14 protein-coding genes are annotated in these 16444 nt (G+C 66.5%); 6 read left to right on the top strand and 8 right to left on the bottom strand.

The genetic code is table 11. From position 1 onward, the window contains the following. Window positions 1-292: 292 nt before the first annotated feature. Window positions 293-1324, bottom strand: a complete 1032-nt coding sequence (trpS, locus tag CDO87_RS08535; RefSeq protein WP_100928382.1) for a tryptophan--tRNA ligase — start codon at window positions 1322-1324, stop codon at window positions 293-295. 76 nt (window positions 1325-1400) lie between these two features. Between trpS and CDO87_RS08530 the strand changes: the two genes are divergently transcribed. Further along, the gene (locus CDO87_RS08530) at window positions 1401-2090 is read left to right on the top strand and encodes a rhomboid family intramembrane serine protease (protein ID WP_100928381.1); all 690 of its coding nucleotides are present in this window, start codon (window positions 1401-1403) and stop codon (window positions 2088-2090) included. On the opposite strand, the gene CDO87_RS08525 is transcribed toward CDO87_RS08530, so the two are convergent. From CDO87_RS08525 to CDO87_RS08515, 3 genes are all read right to left on the bottom strand, one after another. After that, window positions 2087-3493, bottom strand: a complete 1407-nt coding sequence (locus CDO87_RS08525) for a phosphatidylserine/phosphatidylglycerophosphate/cardiolipin synthase family protein (protein WP_100928380.1) — start codon at window positions 3491-3493, stop codon at window positions 2087-2089. The two genes, CDO87_RS08530 and CDO87_RS08525, sit on opposite strands and share 4 nt — an antisense overlap. After that, window positions 3490-5043 (bottom strand): murein biosynthesis integral membrane protein MurJ, encoded by a 1554-nt coding sequence (murJ, locus tag CDO87_RS08520; RefSeq protein ID WP_100928379.1) that lies wholly within the window; start codon window positions 5041-5043, stop codon window positions 3490-3492. The genes CDO87_RS08525 and murJ overlap by 4 nt, the downstream gene beginning before the upstream one ends. Before the next feature lie 83 nt (window positions 5044-5126). Next, window positions 5127-5717, bottom strand: a complete 591-nt coding sequence (locus tag CDO87_RS08515) for a LysE family translocator (RefSeq protein WP_100928378.1) — start codon at window positions 5715-5717, stop codon at window positions 5127-5129. A 160-nt stretch (window positions 5718-5877) separates the two neighbouring features. On the opposite strand from CDO87_RS08515, the gene CDO87_RS08510 reads away from it, so the two are divergent. Continuing rightward, the gene (locus CDO87_RS08510) at window positions 5878-6300 is read left to right on the top strand and encodes a hypothetical protein (RefSeq protein ID WP_100928377.1); all 423 of its coding nucleotides are present in this window, start codon (window positions 5878-5880) and stop codon (window positions 6298-6300) included. On the opposite strand, the gene CDO87_RS08505 is transcribed toward CDO87_RS08510, so the two are convergent. Beyond that, a complete protein-coding gene (locus CDO87_RS08505; protein WP_100930887.1) occupies window positions 6291-9032 on the bottom strand; it encodes a [protein-PII] uridylyltransferase in 2742 nt (913 codons plus the stop codon). The genes CDO87_RS08510 and CDO87_RS08505 overlap by 10 nt on opposite strands. A 16-nt stretch (window positions 9033-9048) precedes the next feature. Next, window positions 9049-10242 carry a penicillin-binding protein activator gene (locus CDO87_RS08500; protein WP_100928376.1) on the bottom strand — a complete coding sequence of 398 codons (1194 nt, stop codon included), beginning with the start codon at window positions 10240-10242 and terminating at the stop codon, window positions 9049-9051. A gap of 143 nt (window positions 10243-10385) precedes the next feature. On the opposite strand from CDO87_RS08500, the gene rsmI reads away from it, so the two are divergent. The 4 genes from rsmI (at window position 10386) to CDO87_RS08480 (ending at window position 13638) form a co-directional block, all read left to right on the top strand. Beyond that, window positions 10386-11219: a 16S rRNA (cytidine(1402)-2'-O)-methyltransferase gene (gene rsmI / locus CDO87_RS08495; protein ID WP_254698383.1), complete on the top strand. Its 834-nt coding sequence runs from the start codon at window positions 10386-10388 to the stop codon at window positions 11217-11219. A gap of 73 nt (window positions 11220-11292) precedes the next feature. Then, window positions 11293-11733 (top strand): YraN family protein, encoded by a 441-nt coding sequence (locus CDO87_RS08490; protein ID WP_254698381.1) that lies wholly within the window; start codon window positions 11293-11295, stop codon window positions 11731-11733. A 76-nt stretch (window positions 11734-11809) separates the two neighbouring features. Continuing rightward, window positions 11810-12745 (top strand): glutathione synthase, encoded by a 936-nt coding sequence (gene gshB / locus CDO87_RS08485; RefSeq protein WP_100928373.1) that lies wholly within the window; start codon window positions 11810-11812, stop codon window positions 12743-12745. Further along, a complete protein-coding gene (locus CDO87_RS08480) occupies window positions 12742-13638 on the top strand; it encodes an alpha/beta hydrolase fold domain-containing protein (RefSeq protein WP_100928372.1) in 897 nt (298 codons plus the stop codon). Before gshB ends, CDO87_RS08480 begins: the two co-directional genes overlap by 4 nt. On the opposite strand, the gene CDO87_RS08475 is transcribed toward CDO87_RS08480, so the two are convergent. Together CDO87_RS08475 and CDO87_RS08470 are read right to left on the bottom strand one after the other, a co-directional pair. Continuing rightward, on the bottom strand, window positions 13608-15122 hold the full coding sequence (locus CDO87_RS08475) for a YifB family Mg chelatase-like AAA ATPase (RefSeq protein ID WP_100928371.1): 1515 nt from the start codon (window positions 15120-15122) through the stop codon (window positions 13608-13610). The two genes, CDO87_RS08480 and CDO87_RS08475, sit on opposite strands and share 31 nt — an antisense overlap. A gap of 317 nt (window positions 15123-15439) precedes the next feature. After that, entirely contained in the window at window positions 15440-16414 is a 975-nt protein-coding gene (locus CDO87_RS08470) for a TniB family NTP-binding protein (RefSeq protein WP_100928370.1), read from the bottom strand. Window positions 16415-16444 lie beyond the last annotated feature (30 nt).

The raw sequence follows: 16444 nt of genomic DNA, 5'->3' as shown, positions 1-16444 counted from the left end.
GCCCTACTTTGGTAGTCGCCGGGCCGTCCACGCCACGACCTCCTGTCTGGATCCTTAACACCGTGAAACCGCATCGGCCTGGCGTTGAAAGACCCGGCCCGCGCGCTTCCAGAAAACTGATTTATGTTAATAATGTCCTAACGCGGTAAACGCCGCACGCAGTGTGCGCCGATTCGTTGCTTTTCGACACCAAAAACATTCGGTCCTGACAGGCGGCACGAGCCGTAAACAGACGGGCTGTGGATACCCTCCGACAACCGGGGCGGCAATGCGCCCCGGCAAGATCGTTACGTCATCGTACCATGCCGACGATTTCGAAGGTGCGGTCGATGATCGGCGTCGCGATCTCTCGCGCACGCTCGGCCCCGCGGGCGAGGATGGCGTCGATTTCCGAGGGGTTCTCCATCAGGCGGGCCATTTCGCCGGAGATCGGCGACAGTTTCGCCACGGCAAGCTCGGAGAGCATCGGCTTGAACTCCGAGAACTGACGCCCGCCGACATCGCGCAGCACCTCGTCCACCGTCATGTCCGCCAGGGCGGCGTAGATGTTGACGAGGTTGCGCGCCTCGGCCCGGCCTTCGAGCCCCTCCGCCTCGGAGGGCAGGGCTTCCGGGTCGGTCTTCGCCTTGCGGATCTTAGAGGCGATGGCGTCCGCGTCGTCGGTCATGTTGATGCGCGCCATGTCCGAGGGATCGGACTTCGACATCTTTTTCGTGCCGTCGCGCAGGGACATGACGCGGGTCGCCGCGCCCTCGATCACCGGCTCGGGGATCGGGAAGAAGTCGACGCCGAAGTCGTGGTTGAACTTGATCGCGATGTCGCGGGTCAGCTCGACGTGCTGCTTCTGGTCCTCACCCACCGGGACGTGCGTCGCGTGGTACAGGAGGATGTCGGCGGCCATCAGCGCGGGATAGGCGAACAGGCCCAGCGAGGCGTTCTGCTGGTTCTTGCCGGCCTTGTCCTTCCACTGGGTCATCCGCTGCATCCAGCCCATGCGGGCGACGCAGTTGAAGATCCACGCCAGCTCTGCATGGCCGGAGACCTGGCTCTGGTTGAAGAGCACGGATTTCTCCGGATCGACACCTGACGCCATGAAGCCGGCGCAGAGTTCGCGGGTGGCGCGCTTCAGGCTGGCAGGGTCCTGCCAGACGGTGATCGCGTGCATGTCCACCATGCAGTAGATCGACTGCACGCCGGTGTTCTGGCTCTGCGCGAAACGCTTGAGCGCGCCAAGATAATTGCCGAGCGTCAGGCCGCCGGAAGGCTGGATGCCGGAAAAGACGCGGGGCGCGAAAGCGGGAGAGGTTTGGACCCCCTCGGTCATGGCGGTGTCTCCGTCTGGAAATTGCTGCGCGGCTGGCTTACCCATGCCCGGACACCCCGTCAAGGAAAGGCCCCGCATGACCCATCCGCACAACGAAGCGCCGGTGAACCCGCTGCCCCCGGTCGTGGCCGCGATGTTCCTTGTCCTGCTGGGGATCGAGGCGTTCTTTTCGCTGGCCGACATGGGCATGATCGGCGGCCGCGACGCCGTGGGCCTGCGGTTCGGCTACATCGAGCGGTTCGGATTCTCGGGGCAGGTCTTCGACTGGATGCTGGACAACGCGCGCTACCCGCCCGAGCACCTGATCCGTTTCGTGTCCTACCCGTTCCTGCACGGCAGTTTCTACGAGGCTCTGTTCGGCATGGTCTTCCTGCTGGCCATGGGCAAGATCGTCACGGAGTCGATGGGGGCGCTGGCTTTTGTCGCCATCTTCTTCGTCAGCGCCGTGGCGGGCGCGCTGTGCTTCGGCCTGTTCAGCAACGATCCGTGGCTGGTGGGCGCCTACCCTTCGGACTTCGGCCTGATCGGAGGGTTCACCTATCTCTTGTGGCTGCGGCTGGGACAGGAGGGCGGCCCGCAGATGCGGGCTTTCGGGCTGATCGGCATGCTCATGGGCATCCGGCTGGTGTTCGGCCTGCTCTTCGGGACGGACGACACATGGATCGCCGACCTCGGCGGTTTCTTTGCGGGGTTCCTGCTGGCGGTCGTGATGGTGCCGGGCGGCTGGCGCCGCTTCCTGCACCGCGTGCGCGGGGGCCGGGGCTAGAACGCCTTGTCCGGCAGGCGCATGGGCCGGGTGCTGCGTGGCGCCGGGGCCTGCGGTTTGAAGGGTTCCAGCGGCGCGGGCGCCGTGGCCCAAGTATCGGCCCGGGTCGCATCCTTGTGGTCTGCCTCCGGTCCCAGCCATTTCCGCGCCCGCTGCGCCACGAGGTCCTGCGCAAGGCACGTGTCGCGGATCAGGACGGAGGCTTCGGTGTCCAGCCGCATGGAGCGCAGCGTCAGGCTGTGCGAGCCGAGCACGATGGTGGTGCCGTCCACGACGATCACCCGCCCGGCCGTCCCGTCCGGTCCGCGCTGTGCCACCGTGTCCCGGCCCTGCGGCGCGTATCTCAGGAAGGTGACCCGCCGACCGAAGGCCCGGGCGAGCAGGGCGAGCGTGTGGTCGCGTGCGTCCTCTGCCCGCGCCACCGTGTCGGGCAGGGCGCCGCCGAAGGGCAGGATGTCCGCGTCTGGATGCAGCACGACCGTCAGTTGCAGCTCCGGCGTGGCGCGTGCGGCGCTGGCCAGCGCGTCGGCAAGCGCGGGATGACGGAAGGCGGGCGTCTCGATGTAGACGTGCTGCCGGGCCGCCCCGAATGTGCGGAGGAGATGCGTCTCCGCATCGCGGGCCTTCGTCGTGCCGGTGAAGGCGAGCGGGCCTGAGGACGGGTCGGAGAGCGTGCGGAGCAGGCGCAGTTCGGGCCGGCTCTGACGGCGGGAGACCGTCGCGAAGGGGCGCGGCTCCGACGCGAGGGTGGGCGCGCCGGTGGCGATCGCGGCGCTCCAGCAGTCGGCGAAATGCGACCGGAGGGCCCCGGCGAAATCCGCGTCCTCGATCAGGGCCGCGACGTCGTGCCAGTCCTGACCCTTGTGCCGCATGTCGATGGAGTAGCCGCCGATCAGGGCCCGTTCGCCGTCCGCCACGGCAAAGGACTGTGCGATCCGCTGCGGCCTGGGCGTCGGACCCTTGGCGAGTGCCGCGCGCTGCGGCAGGGTCAGCCGCCGCGCGTCGTCGGTGGCAAGCTGCCGGAGCGCGGCACGGATCGGTCTGCGAAAGCGCAGCGCCCATAGCCTGCCCATCGTCTGGCCGTGCGGGGCACAAAGGATCTGCGCATTGCCCTGGTGCACGTTGGCAAAGGCCGAGGCCGCCAGCCACACCCGCCGGTGACGGTCCGCGTCGAACAGCGGGTCGTCGTCCCCGAACGCCATCAGCAGGCGGACGCCGCGGCGCGTGACCCAGGCGATCAGGTCGCTCCAGGTGGTCAGGCCACGCTCGGTCAGTGCCTCGGTCAGCAGGGGCGTTCCCGGCGACAGGGTCCGCACGGCGAGGATCAGCTCTTCTGTCGCGGAGGCGGCGAGCGTTTCCAGCGCGGCGAGGGTTTCGGACCGGGTGTGGAGGAGGCGGGTCATGCGGGCTTGCGGCGGCGCACGATGGAGCGGAACTCCGACAGCCGGAAGGCGCCCAGAAGCTGCCCCGCGACACCATAGACCGCGACGCCCACGGCGATCAGCAGGAGCAGGGCCAGCACGCGCAGACCGGCGGTCGCCAGCCACGGGGCCAGCAGCAGTTCGGCCCCGAAAAGCGCGGCGCCCATGATCGCCGACGCGGCGACGATGCGGCCCGCGCGCTTGTAGAAGCGGGTGTCGAAGCGCGCCACGTCGCCCATGCCCCGGGTTCCGCGTGCCAGTTGCCAGACCATCGTCCATCCGGCGAGCGAGGTGGCGATGGCGGGCGCGAGCCAGCCGATCAGCGGCGCAAGCCCGATGGCGGCCACGGCGTTGACGACCATCGACCAGACTGCGAAGCGGAAGGGCGACCGGGTGTCTTCGCGCGCGAAATAGACGGGTTGCAGCACCTTCTGGAGGACGAAGGCGGGCAGGCCCACGCCGTAGATCGCGACGGCTATGGCCATGGCGCGGCTGTCCTCCGGCCCGGTGCGACCGTGTTCGAACAGCACCGAGACCAGCGGCAGCGGCATGACCACAAGTGCCACGGCGCAGGGCACGGTCAGGGCCAGCGACAGTTCGCCCGCGCGGGAGAAGGCCATGCGCCCACCGACGTGATCCTCTGCCTTCAGGCGGCGCGAGAGGTCGGGCAGGAGCACGATGCCGATGGCGATGCCGACGACCCCCAGCGGAAGCTGGTAGAGACGGTCGGCGTTGTAGAGCCACGATACCGCCTTTTCGAAGTGCGAGGCCACCTGCTGGCCGACCAGCAGGTTCACCTGCATGACGCCTCCGGCGAGGGCCGCGGGAATGGCGATGCGGGTCAGGCGCTTCATGTCGTCGGTCAGGCGCGGGCGGCCGGGGCGGATCTTCAGCCCGGCGCGCTCTGCCGCGACCCAGACGAGGGTCAGCTGTGCCAGGCCCGCCACCGGGATCGTCCAGATCAGCCACTCGATATGGGCGCCGCCGAACAGGCCCTGTCCGAAGGTCAGGCCGGACACGATCAGGATGTTCAGCAGGACGGGCGCGGCGGCGGCGGCGGCAAAGCGGCCCACGGCGTTCAGTGCGCCGGACAGGAGCGCCGCCAGCGAGATCGTCAGGATGTAGGGGAAGGTGATGCGCCCGAAGGCAGTTGTCAGGTCGAAGCGTTCGTCGCCTGCAAATCCGCCCGCCGTGGCCCAGACCAGGAGCGGCATGAAGATCATTGCCAGCGCGGTCAGGATCAGCAGCAAGAAGGCAAGCCCGGAAAAGGCGTCGCGGGCAAAGCCCTGCGGGTCCTCCCCGGCTTCGAACTTTTTGGAGAACATCGGCACGAAGGCGGCGTTGAACGCGCCCTCGGCAAAGAACCGGCGGAACAGGTTCGGCAGCCGGAAAGCGGCGACGAAGGCGTCCATCAGCGGGCCGGGGCCGATGACGGTGGCGATCAGGATATCGCGGACAAGGCCCAGCACGCGGCTGGCGAGGGTCCAGAATCCGACAGTGAGGATGCCGGAGATGAGGCGGATGGGTTTCATGGCTGCTCGCAGCAAGAGGTCTGGATGCAGTTACCGCGAAAGATGTGCAGGGTGAACCCCGCCTTCGTGCAGGTTTCGTGCAGTCAGAGCAGCGTGGTCGCGGCGACGGAGATCAGCAGCGCCGCCGCAAACCCGTAGTTGATGGCCCGGGCAGTGCGCGGATTGCCCGCCAGACGGGTCAGCAAGGTGCCGATGACCATCCATGCCGCGTTCACGGTCAGGATCACCGCGAAGGCCACGAGGGTCTTCGTCAGCGCATCGGGCAGCGGCTCCGGGCGCAGGGTGAAGCCCGAGAAGAGCGCGGCCATGGCGGCGTAGGCCTTGGGGTTCATCATCGACAGAAGCGCGCCTTCGTGCCAGCGCGGCGGGCGGCGACCGCTGTCTGCCGGGCCGATGGGCGGCGCATTCGCGATCCGCCAGGCGAGCCACAGGAAGTAGAGCGCGGCGAGCCCGGTGATGACCGGCGCGGCGCCGGGAACAGCCAGCAAAAGCCCCGCCGTGCCCGTACCGACCAGCGCGATGACCCCGAGCATCCCGAAGCTGAGCCCCAGCAGGTAGCCTATCGCATCGCGGCGGCCGAAAGCGGCACCGACCGCTGCCATCGACAGCGTGTTCGGCCCGGGGCTGCCCGCAAGGGCGAATCCCGCAAGCAGGAATTGCGGAAGGTCGCTCATGCGTTTGAGCTACCGCGCCATATATTCAGTTGCAACAATGCAAAAAGGTGCTAAGATAGTTTACCAGTCAACTTTCCTGACGCTCAGCGGGGGCAGCTTGGGAATTGGATACCGCATACACAAGAGTCTCGGGGCGGTCGTAGTCACGCTGAGAGGCGACGTGGATCCGCTGGAGCATCTCGACTCCATCGCGGCGTATGCCCAGGACCCCGATTTCGAGCCGAGCCAGAGCATCCTCTTCGACCTCGACGGATGCCGCTTTCCGAACCACGGCTACGCCGAGATGCGCGCCGTCGCCATGAAATCGCGCCGGACCTTCCTGGCGCAGTCGGCAAACGTCCGACACGCCTGTTTCGTGACCGATGACGTGACCTACGGCATGTGCCGGATGTTGCAGATGCTGCTCGACGATGCGCCGTGGGAGACGGAGATCTTTCACAGCCGGGCCGAAGCGCTGGATTTCATGCAACTGGACCAGGGGCATCCCGACTACGCCGCCTTTGCAGACCGCTGGCTGGGATACCGGGGGCCGGCATGGCCCGCGAGGGCGCAGCAGGCCGGGGCGCGCGCCCTTCAGCCGTAGGCGCGTTCCGCCCCTTCCGCCATCGCCAGCCGCAGCTTCTTCTCGATCATGTCGCGCTTCGTCTTGGAGTGCAGCTTCAGCCCGAACATGTCCTTCACGTAGAAGGTATCGACCACCTGTTCGCCATAGGTGGCGATGACGGCGGAGGCGATGTAGATGTTCTGGCTCGCCAGCACACGCGCCAGATCGTAGAGCAGCGAAGGCCGGTCGCGGGTGTCCACCTCGATGATCGTGAAGATCTCGGACCCTTCGTTGTCGAAGGTGATGTGGGTCGGCACCTTGAACGCCTTTTCGCGCTTCTTGTACTTGTCGCGCGATTTCACCGCCTCGCGGGCCACCACCTCTCCGGTCAGGGTCTTGCGGATGGTTTCGCGCAGGCGGGGGATGCGCACTTCCTCGTAGGGGGCGCCGTCCGCATCCTGTATCCAGAAGACCGCCGTGGCATAGCCGTCGCGGGTCGTGAAGGTCCGCGCGTCCACCACGTTGGCGCCCGACAGCGCAAGCGCGCCGGTCAGGCGGGAGAAGATGCCGGGATGATCCTGCAGCGCAAAGCAGACGCGGGTGGCGTCGCGGTCGTCGTCGGGATGGATATCCATCCGCACCTCGTCGTCCGTGAGCCCGCGCAGCAGGTTGGCAAAGATGACATGCGCGGTGACATGCAGGCCCTGCCAGTAGGGCCCGTAGTGCCGAGACGTTTCGTGCGCCAGATCGGCCTCCGACCAGTCGGACAGCTTCTCGCGCAGTTCCTGCTTGGCCACGGTGCCGCGCTTTTCGCGGTTCAGCTCTTCCATGCCGCCTTCGAGCGCGCGGCGGGTCTGGCGGTAGAGGGCGCGCAGCAGGGCGGCCTTCCAGTTGTTCCACGTGCCGGGACCCACGCCACGGATGTCGCAGACCGTCAGCACCGTCAGCAGGTTCAGCCGCTCGACCGTCTTCACCGCCTTGGCGAAGTCGCGCACGGTACGCGGGTCGGCGATGTCGCGTTTCTGCGCCATATCGGACATCAGCAGGTGGTAGCGGACCAGCCATTCCACCGTCTCGCATTCTTCCTTGTTGAGCCCGAGGCGCGGCGCCACCGTGCGGGAGATGCGGGCGCCGATGATCGAGTGATCCTCGTCCCGGCCCTTGCCGATGTCATGCAGCAGCAGCGCGACGTAAAGCACCCGGCGGTTCACGCCTTCGTCGAGGATCGAGGAGGAGACGACCAGCTCTTCCTTCAGGTGCCCGTGCTCGATCTCCGACAGGTGCCAGATGCACTGGATGGTGTGTTCGTCTACCGTGTAGTGGTGGTACATGTTGAACTGCATCATCGCCACGATGGGCGCGAATTCGGGGATGAAGGCGGCAAGGACGCCAAGCTCGTTCATCCGGCGCAGCGCACGTTCCGGGTTCCCGTGGTTCAGCAGAAGGTTGAGGAACAGCTCCTGCGCCTGCGGGTTCTTCCGCATGGCGTCGTTGATGAGGTGCAGGTTGGCCTTGATCAGCCGCATGGCGTCCGGATGGATCAGCAGCCCGGTGCGCAGCGCTTCCTCGTAGATGCGGAGCAGGTTCAGCGGGTCGGCGAGGAAGGCCTTGTCGTCGGCAATCGCCAGCCGTCCGTTCACCACGCTGTAGCCATCGCCCGTCTCGGGGGCGCGCTTGAAGAACCGTTCCAGCAGCGGCGGCCCCTTGGAATGGTCGGCCTCGAGCGAGGTCAGAAGGATGCGGGTCAGGTCGCCCACCGCGGTGGCGTGGCGGAAATAGTCCTGCATGAACCATTCCACGGCACGCCGCCCGCCACGGTCGTTGTAGCCCATGCGGGCCGAGACCTCGACCTGCATGTCGAAGGTCAGTTGCTCCACCGCGCGGCCCGCCAACAGGTGCAGGTGAATCCGCACCGCCCAGAGAAAGCGTTCGGCCTGAACGAAGGTCTCGTATTCCTCGGGCAGGAACACGCCGCTGCGGACGAGCTGTCCGACATCGTCGGTGTGATGCACGTATTTCGTGATCCAGAACAGCGACTGGAGATCGCGCAGGCCGCCCTTGCCCTCCTTGACGTTGGGCTCGACCATGTAGCGCTGGCCCTGCTTGCCGTGGCGGGCGTCGCGCTCCTCCAGCTTGGCCTTGACGAATTCGCGCTCCGTCCCTTCGAAGAGGTCGGACCAGAGCTTTTCTTCAAGGTTGTTGGCCAGCTTCTCGTCGCCGATCAGGTAACGGCTTTCGAGCATGGCGGTCCGGATGGTGAAATCCTCGCCGCCGAGGCGGACGCAATCCCGGACGGTGCGGGAGGAGTGGCCGACCTTCAGTTTCAGGTCCCACAGGATGTAGAGCATCGATTCGATGACGCTCTCGGCCCAGGGGGTGATCTTGTAGGGGGTCAGGAACAGCAGGTCGACGTCGGAATAGGGCGCCATCTCGCCCCGGCCGTAACCGCCGACCGCGAGAACGGCGATGCGTTCGGACCGGGTCGGGCTGGGGTTGGGGTGGATGACCTGCGTCGCGACCTCGAAGGCCAGTGTGACCAGCCCGTCGGTGATCCAGGTGTAGGCCCGTGTGGTGCGGCGGGAGCCGAAGGGTTCGCGTTCGAAGGCGGCCTGCACCGTGTCGCGCCCGTGCTTTGCCGCCGCCGAGAGGACCGAAACGGTGGCCTTGCGGACACCGTTCTCCGCGCCGGTGGGCAGGGCTGCGAACAGCTCTGCCCTCACGGCCGGAAGGTCGAAGATATCCGCTGCCGACGCGATCAGGTCGGTCGGCAGCGTACCCGGGTCTGCGTCAGAAACCTGCGCCGGAGAGGTTGCGGGGGGCAGGGTCAAGGATCACCATCTGGTTGTTCTGTACCGTCGCGACGGCCAGCGCGCGCTCGTTCGTGCCGTCTTTGAGCAGCCGGAATACACCGCCGGTGCCGGTAAAGCCAGAAGATGTGAGGGATTTTCCGGTCAATGCGTCGCTTCTGCCCTGCTTGGCGAGAAGCGCGATGGCGGAAATACCGTCATAGGCCAGCCCGGCGAGCGGATGTGCCGCGGAGCCGAAGGTGGAGGCGTAGCGCTGGTTGAACGCTTCCTGCCGCTGAGTGTCGGGGATGGCGAACCATGCGCCTTGCGCGCCCGGCAATGCGAAGAGATCCGGCCGCACGTCCCAGCGGGTCAGGCCGACGTACTGGATCTGGCCCGGGGTCACGCCGTTCTCCGGCAACTGGTTCAGCAGCATCGGCATGGCGGCGTTGGTCGCATCTGTGGTGATGAAGACCGTGTCGGCAGCCCCGGACTTCACCGTGGCGCCCGCGCGTTGTGCCGCGGCCGAGACACCGGCGACGGAGAGCGAGTAGGGCTCTGCCGAGACGACGCGGATGCCGTTCGCGGTGGCGGCCTGCTCGATGGCGGCCTTGCCGAACTGGCCGGGCACGTCGTCGGAGTAGACGATCACGATGCTCTTCTTGCCGCGCTTGCGGGCATGGGCCATCAGGCGGTCCGCCGTGTTGGCGAAGGTCGGCCCGAGGATGAAGACGTTGCCGCCGGCGATGGCGGTGGTGTTCGAGAAGCTCAGGACGTTCACGCCCTCGTCGGCAACGGCGGCACCGGCGGCATTGGCCGCTTCGGAGAACAGCGGGCCGAGAATGATCTTCGCGCCGTCGTCCACGGCCTTCTGCGCCTGCGCGGCGGCCTGCGCCGACTGCCCGCCGGTGTCATAGACACGCAGGTCGATCTGCACGCCGGACTGCTCCCGGATGGCGAGGCGGGCGGCGTTCTCCAGCGACACGGCCACCGGCCCGGCGCCGGAGTCGGATTTCGGCACCAGGAGCGCCACGGGGATCGGGGCGCTGGCGTCGATGCTGGGACCGCCGGTGCTGGCGCCGGATCCGCCAAGACCGCCGACCATCGTCGGGTCGCAGGCAGACAGAAGGGCAGCCGCGGTGAGTGCGGCAAGCGGGCGCAACGCCTTGCGAAGGCGGGGCAAAACGGTGAACATGGAGACTCCCTCGTCGTGTCGTGGTGCGGGGTGAGTGACCCGCACGGGTTTGACACGATCATAGGCGAGCACGAAAGGCGGGGCCAGTGACTTATCCGGATAAGACCGGGATCGGCGGCAAATTGGCCGCGGGCCTGTACCTCGTGGCCGTGCCCATCGGGAACGCGCGCGACATTACCCTTAGGGCACTTGATGTCCTGCGCGATGCAGACGTGCTCGTGGCAGAGGACACGCGCTCGCTTCGGCACCTGATGGACCTGCACGGAATCCCGCTGCGAGAACGGCAGCTTCTTGCCTATCACGATCACAGTGGCGACAGGACCCGTCATCGGGTGCTGGACGAGATCGTGGCTGGCAAGGCCGTTGCTTATGCATCCGAGGCCGGGACACCGATGGTTTCCGACCCGGGATTCGACCTTGCGCGGGAGGCGACGGAGGCGGGGCTGGCGGTCACGACCGCGCCCGGGGTTTCCGCCGCCATCGCCGCGCTGACGCTGGCTGGCCTGCCGACCGACCGGTTCATGTTCCTCGGCTTCCTGCCGAACGCCGGTGCGGCGCGCCGCAAGGCGCTGGACGAGCTGACGGGCATCGCGGCAACACTGGTGTTCTACGAATCGCCAAAGCGGGTGGCCGCGATGCTGGCTGACGCCGCCGACCGGCTCGGAGACCGTCCGGCGGCCGTCTGCCGGGAATTGACGAAAAAGTTCGAGGAAATCCGCCGGGGACCCCTGTCAGAACTGGCAACCCACTACGCCCAATCCGCTGCACGCGGCGAAATCGTGGTGGTGATCGGCAAAGGGGATTCAGGAAACATTAGGGAAATCGACATAGAACAGGAAGTGAACGCGGCGCTTGAGACGATGACCGTGCGGGACGCAGCCGATTATGTCTCTACCCGGTTCGGCGTGAAGCGGCGGCCGGTTTATCAGATGGCGATGCGGTTGGCGAAGGAACACACAGACGTGGATGGCGGCTGACGCTGCGGTTCCTGCGTGTTGGCGAAGGAAGAACACGATGGTTCATCGGTCGGGGACTGTGGATACGAGGCAGATGTCGCTCTGGGACTGGTCCGCCCCTGCGCCTGACCGGGTGGTTCAGGTGCCAAAACAGGATACGGTGCGACGCGCCAAGCGGGACGCAGGGCGCACCGGGTACGAGGCGGGTGCATCCGCGGAACTGCGCGTTGCCCAGGATTACGAGCGGCGCGGATTTCCTCTGGCCCGTCGGCGGTGGCGCGGACAGGGCGGCGAAATCGACCTCATCGTGCGGGACGGCGACGGCCTGATCTTCGTGGAGGTCAAGAAGAGCCGGTCCTTCCAGCGCGCCGCCGAACGGCTCTCGCGCCAGCAGATGAACCGGATCATCAGCGCGGCGGAAGAATTTCTTGGAACGCAGCCGCGCGGGTCGCTGACCGATGTGCGTTTCGACCTCGCGATGGTCGACGGGTACGGGCAAATCCGGGTGATCGAGAACGCAATCGGCCACTGCTAGCCCTGCGCACATCGTCGGTGCATTGCCTCTGGCGGGTCCATGGGTCATCTATGGGGCGAACTGCCAGGGTATAGCCATGAAAATCGCCTTCCAGATGGACCCGATCCTCGGGGTGAACATCAACGCCGACAGTACATTCCGCATCGCCGAGGAAGCTCAGGCGCGCGGACACGAGCTGTTCTATTACGGGCCGGATCAACTGGCCTTCGACGAGGGCCGGATCACCGCGACCGGCCACTGGATGACGGTCCAGCGTGTCGAGGGCACGCCCGCCATCCTCGGTGAACGGGTGACCGTCGATCTGGCGGACATGGACGTGGTCTGGCTGCGTCAGGATCCGCCGTTCGACATGCACTACATCACCACCACCCACCTGCTGGACTGGCTGAAGGGTGACACGCTTGTCGTCAATGATCCCTTCTGGGTGCGCAACTTCCCCGAGAAGCTGCTGGTGCTGAAGTTCCGCGACCTGACGCCGCCGACCATGATCGCCCGCGACCTGCTGGCGATCAGACGCTTCCGCGCCAAGCACGGCGACATCATCCTCAAGCCGCTCTACGGCAACGGCGGCGCGGGCGTGTTCCGCCTGACGGCCGACGACCGCAACCTCAGCTCGCTGCACGAACTGTTCACCGGCTTCTCGCGCGAGCCGCTGATCGTGCAGAAATACCTGCCGGCGGTGACGAAGGGCGACAAGCGGGTCATCCTCGTCGACGGCGAGCCGGTCGGTGCGATCAACCGTGTCCCTGCAGAGGGCGAAGTGCGGTCCAACATGCACGTCGGCGGGCGTCCTGAGAAGGTCGAGCTGACCGACCGTGACCGCGAGATCTGCGCGGCCATCGGACCGACGCTGCGGGAAAACGGCCAGATCTTCGTGGGCATCGACGTGATCGGCGACTGGCTGACCGAGATCAACGTGACCTCGCCCACCGGCATCCAGGAGCTTGAGCGCTTCGACGGCATCAACGTGGCGGAGCGGATCTGGCAGGCGATCGAGGCTCGCATCTCATGAGCTGGCAGCTGCGGCTGCTGAACGCGCAGTTGCGGCTGTTGGTCAAACCCCGGATCGGGCGCACGCGCGCGCCGGAAGACGCGGCGCGCAGCGTGGATCGCGGCGCGCGCTTTGCCGTCCATCCGCCGTTCCTGCGGTTCCAGGAACGTCCTGGCGGCCTGTTCTGGATATCCTGCGGCAAATGTGCGCCGCGCCGAGTCATCCTCTATTTCCACGGTGGCGGCTACGTGTCTGGCAGCCCGCATACCCACCGTGCGATGCTGGGCGTCCTGTCCGGCATGGTGGCGGTGGAGGTCGTGGCGCCGAAGTATCCGCTGTTGCAGGAGGAACCTTTCCCCGCGCCCTTCGACGCGGCACTGGCCGCCTGGGATCGTCTGATGGCGCTGGGGTACCGTCCGGGCGATGTCGTGCTGGGGGGCGACTCGGCGGGGGGCGGGATCGCGCTGGCCTTGCTGTCGGCCCTCTGCCTGCGGCGGGAAGCCCCGGCGGGCGTGGTAGTCTTTTCCCCGTGGGTGGACCTTGCCATGACCGGTGCGTCTCTCCGCTCCAACGCCGCGCGCGATCCGTTGTTGCCGGCCGACAGGGTTGCCGAACTGACCGGCATGTTCCTTGCCGGGGCCGATCCGCGCGACCCGAGGGCCTCGCCGCTCTACGCGGAATTCCCGGGGTGCCCGCCCGTGATGCTCACGTCCTCCCGTGCCGAAATCCTGTTCAGCGAGATCGGCGGAATGGCGAAACGGCTGGAGGAAGGCGGCGCCGATGTCTCGCATGAGATACACCCCACCGCCCCCCATGCATGGCCGCTGTTTCAGGGCTGGATTCCCGAAGCGCGGGACACGTTGGCCCGCGCGGCGCGCTTCGTTCAGGCGTCGTTCGACGATGGCATCCGGTAGCTGAGCGCTTCTGCCACGTGGGGGCGCAGTACGTCCGCCGCGCCGTCCAGATCGGCGATGGTACGCGCGACGCGCAGGACCCTGTGGTAGCCGCGCGCGGACAGGCCGAAGCGGTCGGCGGCGCGTGTCATCAGCTCCCGGCTGCCGGTGTCGAGCGTCGCGATCCCCTCCAGCAGGTTGCCTTCCGCGTCGGCGTTGGTACGCAGCTCGGGATAGGCCGCGAAGCGCGTCTCCTGCACCGCGCGGGCCTGCGCCACGCGGGCCGCCACCTCGGCGGAGGTGTCGCCGGAGGGCGGGAGGTCGAGGTCGGAATAGGCGACGGCAGGCACGTCGATGCGCAGGTCGAAGCGGTCCATCATCGGGCCGGAGATCCGCCCGAGGTAATCCTCCCCGCAGTTCGGCGCCTTGGAACAGGCGCGGCCCGCATCTGCCAGGTGGCCGCAGCGGCAGGGATTGGCCGCCGCCACCAACAGGAACCGGCAGGGATAGCGGATGTGGGCATTGGCTCGCGCGACCATGACCTCTCCGGTCTCGACCGGCTGGCGCAGGGTTTCCAGAACGGCGCGCGGGAACTCCGGAAACTCGTCCATGAACAGCACGCCGTTGTGGGCGAGACTGATTTCGCCCGGCTTCGCCCCGCGCCCGCCGCCGATCAGCGCCGCCATGGAGGCGGTGTGATGCGGCTCGCGGAAGGGGCGGGTGCGGTAGATGCCGCCATCGGTCAGGAGCCCGGCGATGGAGTGGATCATCGACGTTTCCAGCGCCTCAACCGCGGTCAGCGGCGGCAGCAGGGACGGCAGGCGGGCGGCCAGCATCGACTTGCCGGACCCAGGTGGCCCGATCATCATCAGGTGGTGGCGCCCGGCGGCGGCGATTTCCAGCGCGCGCTTTGCCCGTTCCTGCCCCTTCACGTCGCGCAGGTCGCGCGCGGACGGGTCGGTGCGGACCTCGCCGGGTTTGGCCGGTTCGAGGATCTCCTGCCCGGAGAAGTGCCGGATGATCTCGAGGAGGTTGGAGGCGCCGAGGACATTGCAGGCCTCCACCCAGGCGGCCTCCGCACCGGAGGCGCGGGGACACAGCAGGATGCGGTCCTCCTCGGCGGCGGCCATGGCGGCGGGCAGGGCGCCAAGAACGGGGACCAGACCGCCGTCCAGCGACAGCTCGCCAAGGGCGACGGTCTGCGCCACGGCGTCCTTCGGCACGATGTCCAGCGCGGCCAGCAGACCCAGCGCGATGGGCAGGTCGAAGTGCGACCCCTCCTTCGGCATGTCGGCGGGCGACAGGTTGATGGTGATCCGTTTCGACGGGAGCGCGATGGAGAGCGATGTCAGCGCGGTGCGCACGCGGTCCCGCGCTTCGGAGACCGCCTTGTCGGGCAGGCCGACGATGGAGAAGGCGGGCACGCCCGGGGTGACGGCGCACTGAACCTGGACGGGCCGCGCCTCGACGCCTTCGAAGGCGACCGTGTATGCAACGGCAACCATGACTCCCTCGCGCTGTGCCCGACACGCAGATTGCCGCAAGATCGGTTAGCGCCGGGTTAACGGCGTCGTTGTTCCTGTGTCGGGCGGGAATGTGAGGGGGCTTTGCCGCGTGCCAATGTACCATAAGTTTGCACACCCAGTTGATTCGGCGGCTGTGCCGTACATGAATATCTTATGTATTTCAGATGCTTGCCGTAGGGCGCTCTTCACCGCAAGGCATAAGCATGCACAGTTGACACATAAGTATGCAGGGCGGCGGCCAAAAAAAGGGCCCGCAATGCGAGCCCTGAAACGTCCAAACCCGTATTGGCCTGCCGCTATTCGTCCAGCACCATCTCCGTGAGTTTGTCGCTGTCGATCATGTCGCGATAGTCGGGTGCGGTGAAGGGGCACAGGCCCTGAGGCAGGCGGGAGTTCTGGGCGTAGGCCTCGGAGAACATTTTGACCGTGGCGCTTTTCTGGCCATGAAGTCTGCACAAGCCGAGGGCGCGGATCAGCAACTCGATGACGAGGCCCCACCTGGAGCCGCAGGCAAAATCGAGGCGCTGCAAAAAATCGACGTCAACAAGCTCTTCAACATCGATATCGGCGCGTTCGGCATAGGTGTAGACGAGCTTGTTCAGTTCGATCATGTCCGGATCCCTTGTCGGATCAGCGAACCTGCCCAGGTGAATCTCATCGAAATGGATGTGGGAGAGGAGATGGGCGATCTGCTCTTCAGAGTTCACATGCTTGGCCAAGACCGGGACGCCTGACAATATGAGCATCAACTGCCAATACGGCTCCTTCATCAGTGCTTTGAAACGGTCGAGGAGCTTCTCGTTGGACGTTTTGCCGGAGGTGAAGGCGTGCTGGCATTCGTCGTAGTAGAGGCCGATGACGCCCTGTTCGCGGCACTGGTGGCGAACCATGTTCCAGAGTTCCCCCTGGGTGCGCCGGGGGTTCGCGGGGTAACCGAGTGCCTCAAGAGTCTTGTGACCCAGATCCTTCCAGCTGATCGACCCATCCAGTTTGCAGTAGATAATCCTGCCAACCTTCCCGTTGGGCATTTCCGTCATGCTGGCGTTGAATTCCTCTATGAGCCTGACTGTCTCGGAAGTCTTGCCGACCCGGGATTCTCCGGTGACCAGCATGCCGCGCACTTCGAAACGCCCGCCGATTGAGGCCTTGACGTAGTAGTCGTGCAGGCAGTTTTCGAAAGCTTCGCGGAGCTTTGCCGCGCGCGGGAAAGTATAATGGCCGCGCTGCAGGGCAACCGATGCGTTGACGCGGTTCTGGTCGATGAAACTCATGGGTATCCTTGGATTGCTGGACGTCGTTGA

It is taken from the genome of Sagittula sp. P11 (genome assembly GCF_002814095.1).
Lineage (GTDB): Bacteria > Pseudomonadota > Alphaproteobacteria > Rhodobacterales > Rhodobacteraceae > Sagittula.
Note: the sequence above shows the minus strand (reverse complement) of the source record. Positions and strands in the feature narration are given on the sequence as shown.

Excerpts from the sequence above, each read along its gene's own strand:
- trpS (WP_100928382.1), bottom strand. The coding sequence starts at position 1,324 with ATGACCGAGGGGGTCCAAACCTCTCCCGCTTTCGCGCCCCGCGTCTTT.
- CDO87_RS08530 (WP_100928381.1), top strand. The coding sequence starts at position 1,401 with ATGACCCATCCGCACAACGAAGCGCCGGTGAACCCGCTGCCCCCGGTC.
- CDO87_RS08525 (WP_100928380.1), bottom strand. The coding sequence starts at position 3,493 with ATGACCCGCCTCCTCCACACCCGGTCCGAAACCCTCGCCGCGCTGGAA.
- murJ (WP_100928379.1), bottom strand. The coding sequence starts at position 5,043 with ATGAAACCCATCCGCCTCATCTCCGGCATCCTCACTGTCGGATTCTGG.
- CDO87_RS08515 (WP_100928378.1), bottom strand. The coding sequence starts at position 5,717 with ATGAGCGACCTTCCGCAATTCCTGCTTGCGGGATTCGCCCTTGCGGGC.
- CDO87_RS08500 (WP_100928376.1), bottom strand. The coding sequence starts at position 10,242 with ATGTTCACCGTTTTGCCCCGCCTTCGCAAGGCGTTGCGCCCGCTTGCC.
- CDO87_RS08490 (WP_254698381.1), top strand. The coding sequence starts at position 11,293 with ATGTCGCTCTGGGACTGGTCCGCCCCTGCGCCTGACCGGGTGGTTCAG.
- gshB (WP_100928373.1), top strand. The coding sequence starts at position 11,810 with ATGAAAATCGCCTTCCAGATGGACCCGATCCTCGGGGTGAACATCAAC.
- CDO87_RS08480 (WP_100928372.1), top strand. The coding sequence starts at position 12,742 with ATGAGCTGGCAGCTGCGGCTGCTGAACGCGCAGTTGCGGCTGTTGGTC.
- CDO87_RS08475 (WP_100928371.1), bottom strand. The coding sequence starts at position 15,122 with ATGGTTGCCGTTGCATACACGGTCGCCTTCGAAGGCGTCGAGGCGCGG.
- CDO87_RS08470 (WP_100928370.1), bottom strand. The coding sequence starts at position 16,414 with ATGAGTTTCATCGACCAGAACCGCGTCAACGCATCGGTTGCCCTGCAG.